The sequence below is a fragment of the Sphingobacterium sp. ML3W genome (assembly GCF_000747525.1).
Taxonomy (GTDB): domain Bacteria; phylum Bacteroidota; class Bacteroidia; order Sphingobacteriales; family Sphingobacteriaceae; genus Sphingobacterium.
The window spans coordinates 3,591,969-3,611,317 of sequence record NZ_CP009278.1; the positions used below are offsets into that span (position 1 = coordinate 3,591,969).

19 protein-coding genes are annotated in these 19,349 nt (G+C 38.6%); all 19 read left to right on the forward strand.

The genetic code is table 11. The annotated features are described in order from the left end of the window. Positions 1-19: 19 nt before the first annotated feature. Positions 20-1,084, forward strand: coding sequence for an NADH:flavin oxidoreductase (locus KO02_RS15335; RefSeq protein ID WP_038699654.1), 1,065 nt, complete (start codon positions 20-22; stop codon positions 1,082-1,084). 424 nt (positions 1,085-1,508) lie between these two features. Next, positions 1,509-2,642: an acyltransferase family protein gene (locus KO02_RS15340; protein ID WP_038699656.1), complete on the forward strand. Its 1,134-nt coding sequence runs from the start codon at positions 1,509-1,511 to the stop codon at positions 2,640-2,642. A gap of 211 nt (positions 2,643-2,853) precedes the next feature. Then, positions 2,854-3,741, forward strand: coding sequence for a helix-turn-helix domain-containing protein (locus KO02_RS15345; protein ID WP_038699658.1), 888 nt, complete (start codon positions 2,854-2,856; stop codon positions 3,739-3,741). Positions 3,742-3,887: 146 nt separating this feature from the next. Beyond that, positions 3,888-5,009, forward strand: a complete 1,122-nt coding sequence (locus KO02_RS15350) for a muconate cycloisomerase family protein (RefSeq protein ID WP_038699660.1) — start codon at positions 3,888-3,890, stop codon at positions 5,007-5,009. A gap of 2 nt (positions 5,010-5,011) precedes the next feature. Continuing rightward, positions 5,012-5,302 (forward strand): muconolactone Delta-isomerase family protein, encoded by a 291-nt coding sequence (locus KO02_RS15355; RefSeq protein ID WP_038699662.1) that lies wholly within the window; start codon positions 5,012-5,014, stop codon positions 5,300-5,302. Positions 5,303-5,335: 33 nt separating this feature from the next. Further along, positions 5,336-6,265 carry a dioxygenase gene (locus KO02_RS15360; protein ID WP_038699664.1) on the forward strand — a complete coding sequence of 310 codons (930 nt, stop codon included), beginning with the start codon at positions 5,336-5,338 and terminating at the stop codon, positions 6,263-6,265. 132 nt (positions 6,266-6,397) lie between these two features. Continuing rightward, complete coding sequence (locus tag KO02_RS15365) at positions 6,398-7,738, forward strand: Rieske 2Fe-2S domain-containing protein (protein WP_038699666.1); 1,341 nt, start codon at positions 6,398-6,400, stop codon at positions 7,736-7,738. Positions 7,739-7,749: 11 nt separating this feature from the next. Continuing rightward, positions 7,750-8,235 (forward strand): benzoate 1,2-dioxygenase small subunit, encoded by a 486-nt coding sequence (gene benB / locus KO02_RS15370; RefSeq protein WP_144243341.1) that lies wholly within the window; start codon positions 7,750-7,752, stop codon positions 8,233-8,235. 10 nt (positions 8,236-8,245) lie between these two features. Further along, on the forward strand, positions 8,246-9,256 hold the full coding sequence (gene benC, locus KO02_RS15375) for a benzoate 1,2-dioxygenase electron transfer component BenC (RefSeq protein WP_038699670.1): 1,011 nt from the start codon (positions 8,246-8,248) through the stop codon (positions 9,254-9,256). A gap of 12 nt (positions 9,257-9,268) precedes the next feature. Then, a complete protein-coding gene (locus tag KO02_RS15380; RefSeq protein WP_038699672.1) occupies positions 9,269-10,054 on the forward strand; it encodes a 1,6-dihydroxycyclohexa-2,4-diene-1-carboxylate dehydrogenase in 786 nt (261 codons plus the stop codon). A 27-nt stretch (positions 10,055-10,081) separates the two neighbouring features. Then, positions 10,082-10,861 carry a 3-oxoadipate enol-lactonase gene (gene pcaD / locus KO02_RS15385; RefSeq protein WP_038699674.1) on the forward strand — a complete coding sequence of 260 codons (780 nt, stop codon included), beginning with the start codon at positions 10,082-10,084 and terminating at the stop codon, positions 10,859-10,861. Positions 10,862-10,871: 10 nt separating this feature from the next. Next, positions 10,872-12,236: a 3-oxoacid CoA-transferase gene (locus tag KO02_RS23365; RefSeq protein WP_081918407.1), complete on the forward strand. Its 1,365-nt coding sequence runs from the start codon at positions 10,872-10,874 to the stop codon at positions 12,234-12,236. After that, positions 12,218-12,694 carry an FUSC family protein gene (locus tag KO02_RS15395; RefSeq protein WP_051959971.1) on the forward strand — a complete coding sequence of 159 codons (477 nt, stop codon included), beginning with the start codon at positions 12,218-12,220 and terminating at the stop codon, positions 12,692-12,694. The genes KO02_RS23365 and KO02_RS15395 overlap by 19 nt, the downstream gene beginning before the upstream one ends. A gap of 1 nt (position 12,695) precedes the next feature. Next, on the forward strand, positions 12,696-13,904 hold the full coding sequence (pcaF, locus tag KO02_RS15400) for a 3-oxoadipyl-CoA thiolase (protein WP_038699676.1): 1,209 nt from the start codon (positions 12,696-12,698) through the stop codon (positions 13,902-13,904). A 419-nt stretch (positions 13,905-14,323) separates the two neighbouring features. Further along, on the forward strand, positions 14,324-14,500 hold the full coding sequence (locus KO02_RS23825; RefSeq protein WP_158500302.1) for a hypothetical protein: 177 nt from the start codon (positions 14,324-14,326) through the stop codon (positions 14,498-14,500). 127 nt (positions 14,501-14,627) lie between these two features. Beyond that, complete coding sequence (locus KO02_RS15405) at positions 14,628-15,740, forward strand: SMP-30/gluconolactonase/LRE family protein (protein WP_235212270.1); 1,113 nt, start codon at positions 14,628-14,630, stop codon at positions 15,738-15,740. Between the two features lie 211 nt (positions 15,741-15,951). After that, on the forward strand, positions 15,952-18,366 hold the full coding sequence (locus KO02_RS15410) for a heavy metal translocating P-type ATPase (protein WP_038699680.1): 2,415 nt from the start codon (positions 15,952-15,954) through the stop codon (positions 18,364-18,366). 32 nt (positions 18,367-18,398) lie between these two features. Next, entirely contained in the window at positions 18,399-18,986 is a 588-nt protein-coding gene (locus KO02_RS15415) for a helix-turn-helix domain-containing protein (protein ID WP_038699682.1), read from the forward strand. A 122-nt stretch (positions 18,987-19,108) separates the two neighbouring features. Then, positions 19,109-19,336, forward strand: a complete 228-nt coding sequence (locus tag KO02_RS15420) for a heavy-metal-associated domain-containing protein (RefSeq protein ID WP_038699684.1) — start codon at positions 19,109-19,111, stop codon at positions 19,334-19,336. Positions 19,337-19,349 lie beyond the last annotated feature (13 nt).

Consider the following 19,349-nt stretch of genomic DNA (forward strand, 5'->3'; position numbering starts at 1 on the left):
CGATTTAAAATAAAAAAAAATGAGCATACAAACACTTTTTAGTCCATTTGAATATAAAAATCTAGTCCTTAAAAATCGCTTTGTCATGGCACCTATGACGCGTGCATTTGCTGTAGATGGTATCCCTGGCGACGACGTAAAAGGCTACTACGAACGTCGTGCTGCGGCAGAAGTTGGACTGATTCTCACAGAAGGTACAGTTATAGATAGACCTTCTTCAAAGAATCTAAAGGACATTCCTAATTTTTATGGTGAGCAAGCCTTAAATGGTTGGAAAAATGTGGTGGGTGCTGTTCATAAAAAAGGTGGAAAAATAGCGCCTCAAATATGGCATGTAGGCAATACACCCATGCAATGGACTCCACCTGCACCTTTTGAAAGTCCAGACACCATGACCTTAGCCGATATAGAGCATACAATACAGGCTTTCGCAAATGCTGCAAAAGCAGCAAAAGATTTGGGGTTTGATGCTCTTGAAATCCACGGAGCGCATGGTTATTTAATCGACCAATTCTTTTGGGAGGGTATGAACCACAGGACAGATGAGTTTGGCGGCAAAACGATTAAAGAAAGATCAAAATTTGCAATTGAAGTCGTAAAAGCCATGCGTCAGGCTGTAGGTCCTGACTTCGTTATCATCCTACGTTTGTCGCAGTGGAAACAACAAGATTACACAGCAAAATTGGCAGCAACACCTGTAGAATTAGAGGAGTGGATATCACCTTTGGTAGATGCAGGTGTCGATATTTTTCATGGTAGTCAACGTCGCTATTGGGAACCTGAGTTTCAAGGTAGCGATCTAAATTTTGCTGGCTGGTTGAAAAAGGTTTCGGGACAACCTACCATTACCGTTGGATCGGTAGGTCTTGATAAAGATTTTGGTGATGTATTTACAAATGCTGAATCAAAATCTGCATCTGTACCACTAGATGAATTGATCCGTAGATATGATCGAGGAGATTTTGATTTAGTAGCCGTAGGCAGAGCTATTTTGCAAGATCCAAATTGGGTACAGAAAATTCAAGCAGAAAAATTTGACGAGCTTGCTACTTTCGAAGCAAAAAGTTTAGGTAGTTTATCTTAGCCATTGATTCAACATAATTTTAGTATAGATTTTACTGTAATTATTGATTACAGTAAAATCTATACATTTAGCAATTTTCATGTGACCAATCTGACCTGCTATATCCATGTGCTAATTCTATCAAATTACGCATCACAAAACTATTTTTTACTCCCCTCTCTTTACAAAAAAGTATCTTCCATTCTAGTGTTGGCACAATCAATTTAAATTTCTTTTTTTTTTTTAAAAACTTACAGCAAGCTATATCGTACGATTAAAAAAGTACGATACAATTTCACGCGTTAAACACATTTCATTGAACTAGTTCTTCTTCAGAATCAATTCTCAAATGATGTCCAATATTATTTTTATAATTGTGATAATTCCCTATATTCACCATCTTTCTATCAAAAAACCAAAATTGCTTATAATCGTATTTTAATTTATGCTCAAAACACAAGTTTCAACAGCTACTTTAACTGGAGGTAGACCACATTACAATGTGCTCGATGGATTGCGAGGAGTAGCGGCTATCATGGTTGTCTGTTTCCACATATTCGAAGCTTTTGCAACCAGCCATGTAGATCAAAGAATCAATCATGGTTATCTAGCTGTCGATTTTTTCTTCATCTTATCTGGGTTTGTCATCGGTTATGCTTATGATGATCGTTGGCGTACAACGACTACAAAAGATTTTATCAAACGTAGGATCGTCAGGTTGCATCCTATGGTCGTGATGGGCGCTGTCATAGGTGGTATTCTGTTTTACTTTCAAGAATCCTCCGTGTGGGACGTATCAAAAGTAACAGTCATGGCGCTGTTTGGTGCTACGCTATTAAATGCATTGCTAATCCCCGCTATTCCCGGGAGCGAAGTCCGTGGCTTAGGTGAAATGTTTCCCCTCAATGGACCCAGCTGGTCCTTATTTTTTGAATATATTGGTAATATTTTATATGCACTATTCATACGTAAATTGTCAACCAAGGCATTAGCTGTACTGGTTTTAATTGCGGGCTGTGGCCTGGCAACATTTGCCATCGTAGGTCCTTATGGAGATATTTGTGCTGGATTTTCACTGACCACAATCGAATTTACCGCAGGATTTTTACGGTTACTTTTTTCGTTTTCCGCAGGCTTGTTGCTTTCCCGGACTTTCAGACCAGCTCATATAAAGGGATCATTTTGGTGGTGTAGTTTGATTATTGTTACGGTATTGGCTATACCACGTATTGGTGGCGCCGAGCACCTATGGATGAACGGCCTGTATGATACCATTTGTTGTTTAGTGATTTTCCCACTTCTGGTCTATCTGGGAGCTTCTGCAAAAAGCACCAATCAATTTACGACACGAGTATGCAAATTCTTAGGCGATATCTCATACCCTCTATATACAGTACATTATCCTTTTATCTATCTCTATTATGCGTGGGTAAAAAACAATAAGCTCACTTTCGAAGAATCGTTGCCTGGAGCGGCAGCAGTTGTAATAGGGAGTATTGTCTTGGCCTATATCTGTTTAAAACTATACGATATACCCGTACGTAAATACTTGTCCGACCGATTTTTAAAAGCCAAATAAAGAAATTTAATCTAATACCACAGGCTAGCCAAGCTCCTCGACCTTGCACGGTCAAAAGTTAGTTATCGAGTCAATTGAATGATTCTCCTTCTTTCAGCTACACAATCTGATAGAAATTTTTTATATTTACGTTATTGTGTACCAAACTGTTCGTATTTGTCATCAAGCAAAACTTCTTGAATGAATATAATGGAAGTAAAAAATATCGAAAATGGTAAATAAAAATAAAACATATTTCGAAGGGTTATACGGACATGATCAAATTGAATTTGCGAAAGGCCTTATCTATGTTTACCCATTTGGCATTATCGGTAAAGAGAATAACAATACGGTAAAATCACACGCTCATAATAATCAATTTCAAATTTTCGTGATTATCGAGGGCGAAACAGACCTACTTTTCAATAATGAAAAAATCCGGATTACCGGTCCCTCGTTCATTACTATACCTAAAAACACCGAACATGGTTTTGAACACCTTTCAGAACTTAAAGGATGGATCATCAGTCTATCTGATAGTGTATTGGAACATATGATCAAGAGAGAAGCTGAGGTTATAGATGCCATTGAAACCTTTCAGACCACCAGTATCGTTTCAGGCGAGTATTCAGAAGAAGTATTTGAAGTTATGCTGAAGTGTATCAAAGAATATCATGAATCAAAACCGGGGCGCTTATTAATGTTGGAATTTCTCGTAGGACAACTAATCGTCCATCTTAGAAGAATACCTCGAACACTACAAAAAGATTTATTAAGCACCGATAATGCATCCATTATTTATTACAGAAGATTCACGCAACTTATTAGAGAAAGCTCTTCTTATAAAAAGACGATTGAAGAATATGCTTCCAATTTAAAGATAACTAGTGGGCATTTAAGTCGTATTTGCAGTACCATAGCGTATAAGTCACCCCGCGAAATGATAATGGATTATTACCTCAGTCAGGCACAGTTATTATTGTCCGATGGAGAAAAATCCATTGCTGACATCTGCTACAGCCTTGGTTTTGAAGACCCCAGCTATTTCTCAAGAATATTTAAGCGAAAAACAGGAATGACACCTAATGAATTTCGAAAAAAAATAGGCACAAAGAACTAAATCTCTGAAATTTAACATAAGCATCAGATTTGTCTTAGTAAAAAAAGAATAATCCTATATCCGTGTATCAATTATAAAGTAAGTTTGCATATACAGTAAGTAGATACTCACATAAGTGACTATGCACTTACTTTTAAAATTAGTATATGCAGCAGATAAAGATAACACATATTGAAACCATAATTGTTGATTTACCAACAATAAGACCTCATCATCTTTCTATGGCTGTAATGAAAAAACAGTCCATGGTCATTATCCGTTTATTCAGCTCTGATGGCATAGAAGGATTAGGTGAGTCCACTACAATTGGAGGTATCTCTTATGCCGATGAGTTTCCAGAAGGAATTAAGCTGGCGATTGACACCTATTTTTCTCCCCTACTCATTGGACAGGACCCGACACGTATCAATGCCCTGATGAAAATACTGGATAAAAACGTCTCAGGTAATAATTTTGCTAAATCCGGAATTGAAACAGCGCTCTTAGATGCCCAAGGAAAACGGCTAAATGTCCCTATATCTACCCTATTTGGAGGTGCAGTAAGCAACACACTTCCTGTCCTATGGACATTAGCTAGTGGCGATACGAACAAAGACATAGCAGAAGCTTTACAACTAATCGCTGAAAAACGTCACCATACCTTTAAATTAAAAATTGGTCGTCAAGACCCTGATATTGACGTCGCTCATGTGGCAGCTATAAAAGCTGCCGTAGGTTCAGATATCAAAATCACCGTCGACGTCAATCAAGCTTGGTCTGAATCTGTAGCCAAACGCAGTATTCAAAAATTGCAAGATGCCGGCATTGACTTAATAGAACAACCCTTAGTCAAAACCAACTTTGATGGACTAGCACGTTTAACAGCTTATTTTGAAGTCCCTATTATGGCTGATGAAGCAGTGCAAACGACCCAAGATGCTTTTAAGTTAGCTAAAATACATGGTGCTAGCGTTTTTGCACTTAAAATTGCTAAATCTGGAGGCTTGACCAATATACAAAAACAAGCAGCCATTGCACAAGCATCAGGTATAGCCTTATACGGAGGAACCATGCTCGAAGGAACGATTGGCTCTCTTGCGACAGCTCATCTATGTGCTACTCTTCCAAATTTAGATTGGGGAACGGAGCTTTTTGGCCCATTATTATTAACAGATGATATCGTCAAAAAGCCAATCGTTTACCAAAACTATTCGTTGGAAATTCCTGAAGGTTCAGGACTAGGAGTCGAATTAGACATGAACAAAATTGAAAAATTTAAAAGAAAATAATTATGGTTTACGTAGTTGAAATGGATGTTAAGATTCCAGAAACTTGGAGTGAGGAAAAAATTTCAGATTATATAACACGCGAGAAAGCCTGTTCACAGGGACATCAGAATTCAGGAAAATGGGTTTATCTCTGGAGAGTAGCTGGCAAATATTCGAACATCAGCGTTTTAGATGTAGAAAGTCCGGATGAACTACACAGCATCATCAGCTCATTGCCTTTATTCCCATATATGACAATTAAAATAACGAGTATTTGCAAACATCCAAATGCCCTAAAAGATACATTGATTTAATAAAAAATATTTAAAAAAATAATCAGATTTCACATGAAAAGAATAGATCAAAAAATTATCGACCAAACCTTAGCATTAATTCAATCTTCGGAAAATGAAAATGCGGGAAATGAAAGAGTAAAAACGATTGTAAACCGTCTACTGAAAGACTTGTTCAATGCAATGGCTGATCTGGATATCACATCTGAAGAGATGTGGAAAGCTTGTGATTGGCTTACTCAAACTGGAAAAAACAATGAATATGGATTGGTATATGCTGGATTAGGCATTGAGAAATTTATAGACGTAATGATGGACTGGGAAGATGAGCAAGCTGGTATCGAAAATATAACTCCACGCACGATTGAAGGCCCTCTATACGTTGCTGGATCACCAGAATCCACCTCTTATGCAGAATTAGAGACCGAAATTGAAGCTGATTCAGAACGTCTTTATATGAGTGGTGTAGTACGTGATGAAAAAGGAAATCCAATCCCAGAGGCAAAAGTTGAAATATGGCACTGCAATTTAAAAGGATTATATTCGCATTTTGACTCTTCACAACCTGAATTTAACTTGCGTCGCGCAATCAATGTGGCTGAAGACGGCAAATATGAATTCAAGTCCTTTGTACCTGTTGGATATGCTTGTCCTCCTAATGGTTCTACAGATACATTAATGCAGTTATTAGGTCGCCATGGAGCTCGCCCTGCGCATATTCACTTTTTCGTAACTGCACCAGGTTTCAGAAAATTAACGACTCAAATCAATATTGATGGTGATCCATTATTGTTCGATGATTTTGCATTTGCAACGCGTCCAGAACTGGTACCTCAAATTGAACGAATTTCTGCTGAAGACGCTACCCAATATGGAAAAACTGAAGCTTTCGCAAAAATTAATTTTGATTTCAATATGGTTCGTGAGATCATTACCGCTGCTCCTGGAGAAAACAACAGAAAAAGAGCTGCTTTAGAATCCTAATAAACTAAAGTATTCTGTCAATTAATGGATTTGAACATTACTTTTAAATCCAGATTTTTCACTTTTTTTTAACACCAAAAATTTGAATTGTTATGGTTCGAAGAAAGTGCTTATTGTCTTAAATTTTAACTTATGAATCGAGTAACTTCCGAATATCTAGATAGTCTAGTAATTCACGATAAAGAAAAGGGCATATACCGTCATAATCGGGAATCCTTCACAAATGAAGAATTGTTTGAATTGGAAATGAAATATATTTTCGAAGGCAATTGGGTATACCTTGCGCACGAATCTCAAATTCCAAATATCAATGATTACTACACCACTACGATAGGAAGGCAATCGATAGTCATTACGAAAGATAAGCAAGGAGATTTACATGCTTTGATCAATTCTTGCACACATAAAGGAGCACAATTATGCCGTTATAAAAAAGGAAATAAAGCCTCATTTACATGCCCATTCCACGGTTGGACATTTAATAATGCTGGTAAGTTATTAAAAGTAAAAGATGGGAAATCTGGAGGCTATCCAGAGCAATTCAGCTGTGAAGGTTCTCATGACCTCGTTAAAGTGGCAAAATTTGAGTCCTATAAAGGATTCCTATTCGGATCGTTGAACGCAGAGGTAGTTTCTTTGGAAGAATATTTAGGCGACTCAAAAATAATCATCGACCAAATTGTAGATCAAGCTCCACAAGGTTTAGAAGTATTAAATGGTTCATCATCCTATATCTACAGTGGAAACTGGAAACTGCAGATGGAAAATGGTGCCGACGGTTATCATGTGTCTTCTGTACACTGGAATTATGTCGCTACCATGGGTAGACGTGACTATGAAAACGAAGGAACAAAGGCTGTAGATGCCAACAACTGGTCAAAATCTGTTGCTGGTGTATATGGTTTTGACAACGGCCATATTTTATTATGGACCAACAAATTGAATCCTGAAGTCAGCCCAATATATCAACAAAAGGACCGTCTAATCTCCGAATTTGGCGAAGAGAAAGCTGGTTTCATGGTCAATATGACTCGTAATTTAGGTTTGTATCCAAATGTATTCTTGATGGACCAATTCTCAACACAGATCCGTGTGATTAAACCTATATCCGTCAATGAATCTGAAATTACAATCTATTGCTTCGCTCCCAAAGAAGAGTCTTCAGATGAGCGTGCTATACGTATACGACAATATGAAGATTTTTTCAACGTGACAGGTATGGGAACTCCAGATGATCTAGAAGAATTCCGTTCCTGCCAGATCGCTTACAGTTCTACCGCTTTAAAATACAATGACATGAGCCGCGGTGCTACACATTGGATCTACGGGCAGGATGAGCAAGCTAAAAAAATGGGTATCGAGCCAATCATCTCAGGTATTAAATCCGAAGACGAGGGATTATTTATTACCCAACATGAATTTTGGAAAGATTCACTAAAGGCAGGACTCTCTAAAACTAAACTTGAAGATTAAGAGGATAAATCATGATAAATCACCAAAATATATTAGCTTTTTTATACAAAGAAGCTCGTCATCTAGATGACAAGCAATGGGATGAATGGTTGAAGTGCTATGATATTGACTGTGTTTTTTGGATGCCCGGTTGGGATGATGAAGACGAGCTTACGCAAGATCCACAAACCGAGATTTCACTCATCTACTACCCCAATAAGGGAGGATTAGAAGATCGAGTATTTCGCATCAAAACAGAGCGTTCATCAGCTTCCATGCCAGAACCTCGCACTTGTCACTATATCACGAACGTCGAAATTATAGAAGAAAATCAAGATGAAGTGAAGATCCGTTTTAACTGGAATACACTATCCTTCCGTTATAAAACTACGGATACTTATTTCGGACTTAGTTTTTATACCCTAAAAAAGAACGATGATTCCTTTTTGATTTCCAATAAAAAGGTCATCATTAAGAACGATTATATCCGTCAAGTTTTAGATATATATCACATTTAAAACAATTATTATGGCAAAAGTTGCATTAAATTTTGAAGACGGCATAACCCGTTTTATTGAAACTGCTGGCTATGAAACGATAGCCGAGGCCTCCTACCGAGTAGGAATCAATATCCCTTTAGACTGTGCAGATGGTGCATGTGGTACCTGCAAATGCTTATCCAGATCTGGAACATTTGATGCTGGAGATTACATTGATGAAGCATTAACGGACGAAGAAGCTGAACTAGGTTACGGATTAGCTTGTCAAATGCGTCCACAATCGGACATGGTAGTCGATATATTAGCCAGTTCAACAGCCTGTAAAGTAGAGGTTACAACTTATGAAACTGAGATTACAGAACTCGTATTCTTGTCTTCAGAAATTGTCCAACTGAAAACCAAGATCAAAGATGGTACCGTCATTACTTTCTTACCAGGACAGTATGCCAACATCCTAGTTCCTGGTTCATCAGAGACACGCTCCTATTCTTTCTCATCATTGTCAGATACAGATGAAATGGAATTCATCATTCGACTTATTCCCAACACAGGTTTGATGAGCGATTACTTGAGACAGGCAAAAGTTGGGGAAACATTAAGTATTACGGGTCCTTTAGGAAGTTTTTATAGTAGAGATATCACAGCTCCGACATTATTCTTTGCTGGCGGTACAGGCATCGCTCCCTTTATTGCGATGTTAGAGAAACTAAATAAAGAAGTCAATAACACGGTCATAAAATTATTTTATGGCGCGACTACTGCTGAAAACATAGTGGAGCTACAGCGTATTCAAAGCTTTGAAAACCTACAAGTGTTAACCTATCCTTGTGTTTCCAATGAGGTGTCTGACACCTTCGCTTCAGGTTTTGTGACACAATGGGTGAATAAAGAGGAGTTAAAAGAAGATAGTTACGACATCTATATTTGTGGACCAAATGCTATGGTAGAAGCTGTAAAAACTACCCTAGAGCAGCAACAAATTACTTTTAAAAATTTTTATACTGAGAAATTCATTCCAACGGGAACACTTACTGTATAATTTTTTAAGCATATGATTTTTCAAGATAGATTTAAAAATAAAGTTATCATCGTTACTGGTGCTGCCCAAGGTATTGGCAAAGGTGTCGCCGAGCGGGTAGCACAAGAAGGAGCAAAAACGATCTTGGTAGATCGTTCAGAAAAAGTACTCGAGCTGACAAAAAATTTAACTGATAACGGATTTGATGTTATAGCAGTTCAAGCGGATTTGGAAACTTTCCAAGGATTCGAAGAAGTATCTACACAAGCGATCCAAGCTTTTGGAAAAATCGATATTCTGATTAATAATGTAGGTGGCACCATTTGGGCAAAACCGTTCGAACATTATCAAGAAGAAGAAATCATCAAAGAAGTCAACCGCTCGCTGTTTCCTACCTTATGGGGGTGTAGAAGCGTGCTACCGCACATGATAACAAATGGCGGAGGCGTAATAGTCAATGTTTCCTCTGTCGCAACACGTTCCGTAAACCGAGTGCCATATGCTGCTGCTAAAGGTGGTGTAAATGCAATTACTGCTTCTTTAGCATTTGAACAAGCGGCCAATAATATCCGTATAGTCGGAGTTGCTCCCGGTGGCACTGAAGCTCCAGAGCGCCACATACCAAGGAATGAAAACCCGCTATCGGCAAATGAAAAAATATGGTACCAACAGATCGTCGATCAAACCATCTCCTCTTCATTACAAAAAAAATATGGGACTATTGATGATCAGGTTGCTACGATCCTCTTTATGGCTTCGGACGAAGCTAAATATATCACTGGAGTGACCATCCCTGTTGCTGGTGGAGACCTAGGATAATATAAATTAATGATTTAAAATACAAAAATGCCAAATATTCAATTTTCAAACTTCACTTGTCACTATCAGTTTGACAACTTCGGACATGAAAAGACATTGGTCCTTTCCAACTCCCTGGGAACCAACCTCCACATGTGGGAAGATAATATTGATGTATTAAGCCATCACTTTAATATACTGCGGTACGACAAAAGAGGTCATGGGGCCAGTTCGATTCATCAAAACAAGGTTTCAATTGCAGATTTAGGAAATGACGTCATCGAATTATTAGATTATTTAAAATTAGATCATGTTTACTTTTGTGGACTCTCCATAGGTGGTTTAACAGGACAATGGCTAGGTATACATCATCCTGCACGTTTTAATAAAATAATCATCAGCAATACAGCCGCAAAAATCGGAAACGAAGAAGGTTGGAATACACGCGTAAAACAAGTTACTGAACATGGACTACAAAGTATTTTAACAGGAACAGCTGAACGCTGGTTCACCGCAACATATCGAGCAAAAGAACCACAAAAAGTGCACGAAATCCTACAAAATTTTGAGTCGAATACCTTACAAGGATATACCGCCTGCTGTTATGCCGTTGCACAAGCTGACTTTAGAGAACAGCTTCATTTGCTTGAAGTACCTACGTTGATTATAGCAGGTACAGCAGATGAGGTAACGACTCTGACTGACGGCAAATTTATGCAAAAACGGATTCCTAATGCAAGCTTAGTGACACTGGACGCGGCTCACTTATCCAATATGGAGCACCCCGAAGAATTTGCGAAGCATATTATACATTTCACACAACATTAAATAAAACAACATGAAATCCATACCACAAATATCCTTACATGAAGCTGCTGCCATGGTAAAAGATAATGATATCTTATTACAAGGTGGTTTCGGGATGACTGGAAATCCGGTACATCTCATGCATGCTTTAGCGGAGACCAATACGAAGAATCTTACCTTCATTGGAAATAACGTAGGTGAGGTAGGAATTGGAGGCGGTCGCCTTTTACGAAACGGTCAATTAAAAAAAATGATCGGTTCATTTTTTACATCAAATCCTGAGGCTGTAAAAGCAGCGCAAGATGGTGTTGTAGCATATGAATTATTACCACAGGGTACTTTAGCCGAAGCAATTCGTGCCGGTGGTGCTGGCATCGGAGGCTTCTTTACCCCCACCTCAGCAGGGACTGCCCTCGCGGAAGGTCGAGAAACAAAGATCTTAAATGATGTAGAGCAGGTTTTTATTCCAAGCATACGTGGTAATGTGGCATTTATCCGCGCTTGGAAAGCAGATACAGCAGGAAATCTTCAATACCGAATGACAGAGCAAAACTTCAACAGAGCGATGGCCACTGCCGCAGATTTAGTAATTGCAGAAGTGGAAGAAATTGTAGCCGTAGGAGAAATAGCACCAGAATACATCCATACACCAGGTTCTTTTGTCGATTATCTCGTACAAGCGACCTTAACTTTGGAAGACCTAGGGAGTTCGGCATCCGTATCTTCGAGTCGAAAAGCATCCGAGAGTCGCATGCATATGGCAAAAAGAGCTCTACAAGAACTAAAAAAAGGAGATGTCGTCAATCTAGGTATTGGCATCCCTACCTTAGTTGCAGATCTTATCACTGAAGAAGACGGAATTATTCTACATACTGAAAATGGCATGTTAGGAGTAGGCCCCACCCCCATTGATGGTGGTGGTGCTATGGATTATCCTGTAAATGCAGGAAAAATTCCGGTAACCGCATTAGCAGGAGCATCTTATTTCGATTCAGCCGATTCGTTTGCTATGATTCGAGGAAAACATGTTGACGTTGCCATTATGGGAGGTTTACAAGTCGATGAATCAGCCAATTTAGCAAACTGGGCGGTACCAGGTCAACCCTTATTGGGTGTCGGGGGAGCTATGGATCTCGCATCTGGAGCAAAACGACTCATCATCACGATGATGCATACCGAAAAAAATGGCGACGCTAAAGTTGTTTCTACATGTGATCTACCACTAACAGCACTCAAGGCGGTTGATATGATTATTACGGATAAAGCAGTATTTGAATTTATTGATGGAAATTTAACATTAATTGAACTGATGCCAGGCGCAACTTTAGAAGAAGTACAAGGCTTAACTTCAGCTCAATTCGCCGTTAAGCTCTTAACATGCATTCCCCGTTTATAGCCTACATTATCCGCTGTATTGCAGGATTTTTAATTGGTTATTTTCTTATTAAAGCATTTCCACAGTTTGAATTGTTTTGGACATTACTATCGATTATTTTAGTCATATCGCCAGATGAAAGGGATGCGAAAAAATTAACGATAGAAAGAAGCAAATCAAATTTTATTGGATCGATTTCGGGGCTTTTAGTTTTTTTTATTCCCCTTGACGATATCTATAAAATAACGATAGGGATTTTAGTCGCCATTAGTATCTGTCGATTTGCCAATTTAATGAATGTTGCACGAAGCGCAATTGTAGCACTACTGATTGTCCTTATGCAACATCAAACAGATAGCTATTGGGCACCTGTAGAACGATTTTTATTTGTCACATTAGGCTGTCTGATTGGACTTTCTGTAACTTTAGTAACATCTTATATTTTCAATTATTTTGATAAAAACTTCAAAAGAACATAAAATGAATAGAGAAGCATATATTATCGATGGAATCCGAACTCCGGTAGGAAGTTTTGGAGGCACATTATCTGCTGTACGCGCAGATGACTTAGCGGCTATACCCATTACTGAATTAGTAAAAAGAAACCCGAATATACCTATTGATGCCATAGACGATGTCATACTAGGTTGTCACAACCAAGCCGGGGAAGATAATAGAAATATTGCCCGTATGGCAGGTTTACTAGCTGGACTACCCGTTACCATACCTGGTGAAACCATCAACAGACTCTGTTCTTCGGGGATGTCTGCAATTGTCCACGCAAATCGTGCGATAAAAGCAGGTGATGGCGATATATTTATCGCTGGAGGAGTAGAACATATGACTCGTGGCCCTTTGGTGATTTCCAAAGCATCAAAGGCATTTGGAATGGATTCGAAAATGGAGGATTCTTCATTTGGATGGCGATTTGTAAATCCTAAGATGAAAAAAATGTATGGCACGGATCCAATGGGAATGACAGCTGAAAACATAGTAGACTTGTATCATATCTCTCGTGAAGATCAAGATAAATTTGCGCTAACTTCACAGTTAAAAGCAGCAGCAGCAATAGCAAATGGTAGACTAGCACAAGAGATTATTCCCGTCACTATTCCTCAAAAAAAAGGTGATCCACTTGTTTTTACCAATGATGAATTTGTACGGTCAAACTCCACTATTGAAGCCTTATCAAAATTAAAACCAGCATTCAAAGAAGCGGGCACTGTAACCGCAGGAAATGCGTCGGGACTCAACGATGGAGCTGCTGCAATTTATATTGCATCTGGAGAAGCTGTCGAAAAATACAATTTAAAACCCATAGCCCGTATCGTAGCATCAGCAGTTGTCGGGGTTGAGCCTCGTATCATGGGCATTGGACCTGTTACAGCCAGTCAGAAAGCCTTAAAAAAGGCAAACTTAACATTGGACCAAATGGATGTAATAGAGTTTAATGAGGCTTTTGCCGCACAAGTATTAGCCTGTAGCCGTGCTTTAGGCTTAGCTGATGATGATGCAAGAGTTAATCCTAATGGTGGAGCAATAGCTATAGGTCACCCTTTGGGCATGTCAGGGACGCGTATCACCTACACTGCCGCCCTAGAGTTGCAAAAAACTGGAGGAAAATATGCTTTAGCAACAATGTGTGTGGGTGTAGGTCAAGGATATGCGATTATTATAGAAAGAGTTTAATTATTTGATAAAAACAGGATATTAGATAAACCTTAATTTTTCAATACCAAACCCGCAAATGCGATGATGCACGAAGAACTAATATTTCACACTATTCGGGCACAAATTCATTGTATTTAACCACATCAGCTCCTGTAATAGGAATCAACTTTAGAGTACTATAAATTTTTAAATAAAATATATTGAAAAACTCCAAAGCCTGGTTGATTACAGGAGCTTTAAAAGTAAATGCTAAATTTCATTGTAGAAAGAGATTCCATAATACAGGATATTTCACTGATAAGATCGATAACCTATCCACTTCGCATCTCTTCCAATTGTTCAAGAATTATACCGTATACACCAACCAAAACATATGGAGACATTTTAAAGTCAAATGATTACTCAAGGCAAAAGAGCTCTACACAAAGCTACCTACCATGAAAAGACAGGAATTGTTATTGTGGCTTCAGTGGAATGCGCAGCAAGGTATGTATACCGATTATGTTTTAAGGAAAGGGCAGCCGCCATTGACCAGACATGAAACACTTGCACACGTGTTTCATGCTATGATGCGTGACGTGGAAGAACGGGATGGATATAGAGAGCTAGGCTAGACATTTAAAACAATAAGGGAAGATGAAGCGTTATAAAATAGGTATCACGAATTTTACTATATAGAGAGACAAATGTAGGTATGTCTTGTAAAATTCGATTTTACAGTTTTCAATAAAACCGATGAAAATGTTAAAAAAGATGTTATTAAGTTTTCTATTTATCCATTTATTGTTCTTTACCATGAAAGCACAAGATAATCTTCCTATAAGCCCTAGTTTGGAAGTTGCAGCTTCTTTTGGAGCGTATAGAGCTATTGGTGTAAGTGTCACTTCTACAAATCGATTGTTTGTCGCTTTTCCTAAACAAAACGAAGACTATCAATATGGGCTGACCGAGATTGTGAACGGAAAACGTATTCCCTACCCCGACACCACATGGAATCATCAGGGGGATGAGGCTTCACACTTTGTAAGTGTACAAGATCTGTTTATAGATGCACAGGATAATCTATGGGTGTTAGACTCCAAACCATCTTCATCGGGTTCCATTTTTGGTGATTCGGACAAGCCTGCAGATGGACAATTTAAGCTGTTAAAAATTAATACTAAAACCAATCTAGTAGAACGTATTTATACATTTGATGATCTTGATAAAACCAAATCTGGCCTCAACGATGTACGAATCGATGTAGAGAAAAAACTGGCCTATCTTTCTGACCCCGGACAGGCTGCGATTATCGTATTAGATTTAGAAACCGGGAGACACAGAAAGACATTGGAAAACACTTCGTTTACACTGGCGGATTCTACTATCGTACTTCAATATAAAGGAACAGAAATGCGCAACAAGGAAGGAAAACCATTCCTCTCGAACGTAAATGGCATTGCATTGACACAAGATTTTAAGTACTTGTATTTTAAACCCATTAACAAGAACAATTTGTACCGCATTGAAACGAAATATTTAGCTGATACTACTTTGAGTCCAGCAACATTGGAATCAAAAGTACAAGATATGAGCGATGTAGGTATCACACACGGTTTAATTGCTGATGCTCATGGGAATATTTACTTAACAACCTCTTTGGATTACAGCATTAAATATTTAAGCCCTGATGGGAAATTACATACGCTCGTGCAAGACCCACGATTGCTATGGCCTGATTCACTTGGTATAGGCACCGACGGTTATCTGTATTTTTCATGTGCGCAATTATTCAAAGATCCTCAGTGGAACAACGGAGTCAATCGCGTACAATTGCCCTATAGTATATTCAAAGTCAAACTACTTCAACCATAAACGTACCGTACCATTTCTCTTACCGAAAATGAACTATTTTCCAAAATAGAGTATATGATAAAACCCGTCCGGTATTACAGTAAACTACGATAATCAAACATGCTGATTTTGATACTTCCCGCTTAAATCTTACAATTCTTTCCCATCAAAGTGCAATACTCTAGCCGTTATTTGTTCCCAATTTTGTATCGTAAAATAAAAGATACAAACTATGGCAACGAATAAAAAGAAACCAATATACCTTCCCTTAGAAGATGTAGATAGCGAGCACTGTGCACTAATCGTCGATAAAGGCCTTGCACAGGTTAAGGGAATTGATACCCACAAAATAGAACTGAACAACCATCGCGCAAAGATTACAGTTAACGAAACCGAGACCCTATCTGCAGCTATTAAAGCCATTCAAGGCCTAGGTTACGGTGTCACTACCATAAAACAATCTTTTCCTGTACTGAACATGACCTGTGCGTCCTGTGCTATCAGTACAGAAAGCGGTGTCAAATATGCTGAAGGAGTAGTCAACGCTTCCGTTAATTTTGCAACTGCAAGGCTATCGGTAGAATACCTACCCAATATGACAGACCCCTTAGCACTACAAAAGGCAGTTCAGTCTATCGGATTCGATCTACTCCTAGAAGATGAATCCAAAGAACAGGAAACTTTAGAAGGAATCCACGAAAAAAAGTTCCGTACACTAAAGCTTAAAACTATTTGGGCAGTCTTACTTGCTCTACCTGTGGTCATTATTGGTATGTTCTTTATGGATATGCCTTATGGCAACGAAATCATGTGGTTTTTCACTACACCAGTCGTTCTATGGTTGGGTAAAGACTTTTTTATCAATGCATGGAAACAGGCAAAGCACCGCTCAGCTAACATGGATACCCTTGTTGCGCTAAGTACGGGGATTGCCTATATTTTCAGTGTATTCAATATGGTTGCTCCAGATTTTTGGAACAATAGAGGTTTAGAAGCACACGTTTATTTTGAAGCAGCAGCAGTCATCATCGCTTTTATCCTCCTTGGAAAATTGCTAGAAGAAAAAGCTAAAGGTAACACCTCTTCGGCTATTAAAAAGTTAATGGGACTTCAACCCAAAACGGTCACCATCATACAATCCGATGGTACTGAAAAACGAACACCTATCGAAGAAGTAAACGCTGGCGATGTGATAGTGGTCAAACCGGGCGAGAAAATTGCTGTAGACGGCATCGTAAAATCAGGCAACTCTTATGTGGATGAAAGCATGCTAAGTGGTGAACCTATTCCTGTATTGAAAACCGAAAAAGAAAAGGTATTTGCGGGTACCATCAACCAAAAAGGAAGTTTTCAATTTACTGCAAAAAAGGTAGGTAAAGAAACCATGTTAGCCCAAATCATCAAAATGGTGCAAGATGCTCAAGGTAGCAAAGCACCTGTGCAAAAGCTAGTGGACAAGATTGCAGGCATATTCGTGCCGGTGGTTATCAGTATTGCTATTGTCACCTTTACGCTATGGGTAATCTTAGGTGGTGAGAGCGGCGTGGTTCAAGGTCTCTTAGCGGCAGTCACAGTACTGGTTATCGCTTGCCCCTGTGCTTTGGGACTAGCTACTCCTACTGCTATTATGGTCGGTGTGGGTAAAGGAGCCGAGAATGGTATTTTAATCAAAGATGCTGAAAGCCTTGAGTTAGCTAAAAAAGTAAGCGCCATCGTATTGGATAAAACCGGAACGATTACAGAAGGCCGGCCGCAGGTTACAGATATAAAATGGGTACAAGAGGATGATACTACAAAACAAATTCTTTTGAGTTTAGAAAAACATTCGGAACACCCATTAGCAGAGGCCGTGGTTAAACATCTAAAAGATACAACTGCTATAACGCTAAACAATTTTGAAAGCATCACTGGCAAAGGAGCAAAAGCAGCATACAATAATGTCACATACCTTGTGGGCAATGCCAAATTATTAGCAGAAAATAAGATATCCATAGCAAATGAGCTGCAACTTCACGCGGATAAGTGGAGTGAGCAATCTAAAACTGTTATCTGGTTTGCAGACAATACCCACGCTTTAGCTGCATTGGCTATTTCAGATAAGATCAAAGAAACCTCAATAGCAGCTATTAAGCAATTGCAGAAGATGGGTATCGAACTTTATATGCTCACAGGAGACAATGAGGCTACAGCAAAAGCCATTGCACAACAGACAGGTATAACCAACTACAAAGCAGAAGTTCTACCACAGCACAAGGCAGATTTTGTAAAAAAATTACAGCAACAAGGTAAAGTAGTAGCAATGGTCGGTGATGGCATTAATGACAGCACTGCACTGGCAACAGCAGATGTGAGTATCGCGATGGGTAAAGGAAGTGATATTGCAATGGATGTGGCCAAGATGACCATTATTTCATCCGATCTATCAAAAATATCTCAGGCGATTCGTCTTTCTAAACATACAGTAGCGACCATCAAACAAAACCTATTCTGGGCATTTATCTATAATCTTATCGGTATTCCTATCGCCGCAGGAATCCTTTTTCCAATCAATGGTTTTTTGCTCAACCCGATGATTGCTGGAGCAGCAATGGCATTGAGCAGTGTAAGTGTAGTCAGTAATAGCTTACGCTTAAAATGGAAAAAATAATACTGCAAGCAACTAAAATACGATAGCGAAAAATGAAATTATTGATAAAAGGAATGGTATGCAACAGGTGTATTTACATGCTCTCTGAAGAATTTCAAAAACTTGGGATGGAGATAGCAGCAATACGTCTGGGCGAGGTCATTTTAAAAAACACAGGTAATATCGTCATGGAAGAACAAGTAATCCGAAACATGCTCAACAAAAACGGATTTGATCTGCTATATGACAAACATCAAAAGACCGTCGATCAGATTAAAGATGCAGTTGAAAAAGGCATACAGGAACAACTGCATACAGGAGAGTCTGTTAAGTTCTCGACATGGATCAGCAACGAGCTGCACAGAGACTATAGTTCGTTGAGTGCTCTTTTTTCAAGCTCCGAGGGTTGCACACTAGAAAGATTCATCATCTCAAGGAAGATTGAAAAAGTAAAGGACTTATTGTCCAATACAGACCAATCCTTGTCAGAAACTGCTAATATGTTAGGATACAGCAGTCCAGCCCATCTCTCCAATCAATTGAAAAAACACACTGGATTCACTTCTTCCTACTATAAACGAATGCGACACAATAAAACTCCGCATATTGAGAACCAAATAATAGCGGATAATCGGTCATAAGTATTTGTATGGGTTAATAGTATTGTCTTAAATATTACAAAACAAATAGGAAATAACGTAAAATTCAACAGCCTATGTTTACCCATCTTTGTATTATCAATAAATAATAAAATTAAAATAACATGGAAAGCAATAATCAAAATTTTCAATTCAAAACAAATATTAATTGTAGTGGCTGCGTTACGAAAGTAACGCCCTTTCTTAACGATAACAAAGGCATTGCACATTGGGAAGTCGACACGACAAAAAAAGACAAAGTACTGACCATTAAAACTGATGGGATGACCGAAAAGGAGGTTATCGAAATTGTCCAGCATGCAGGTTTTACAATTGAGCCTTTAAATGCTTAAGCAAATTATCTTG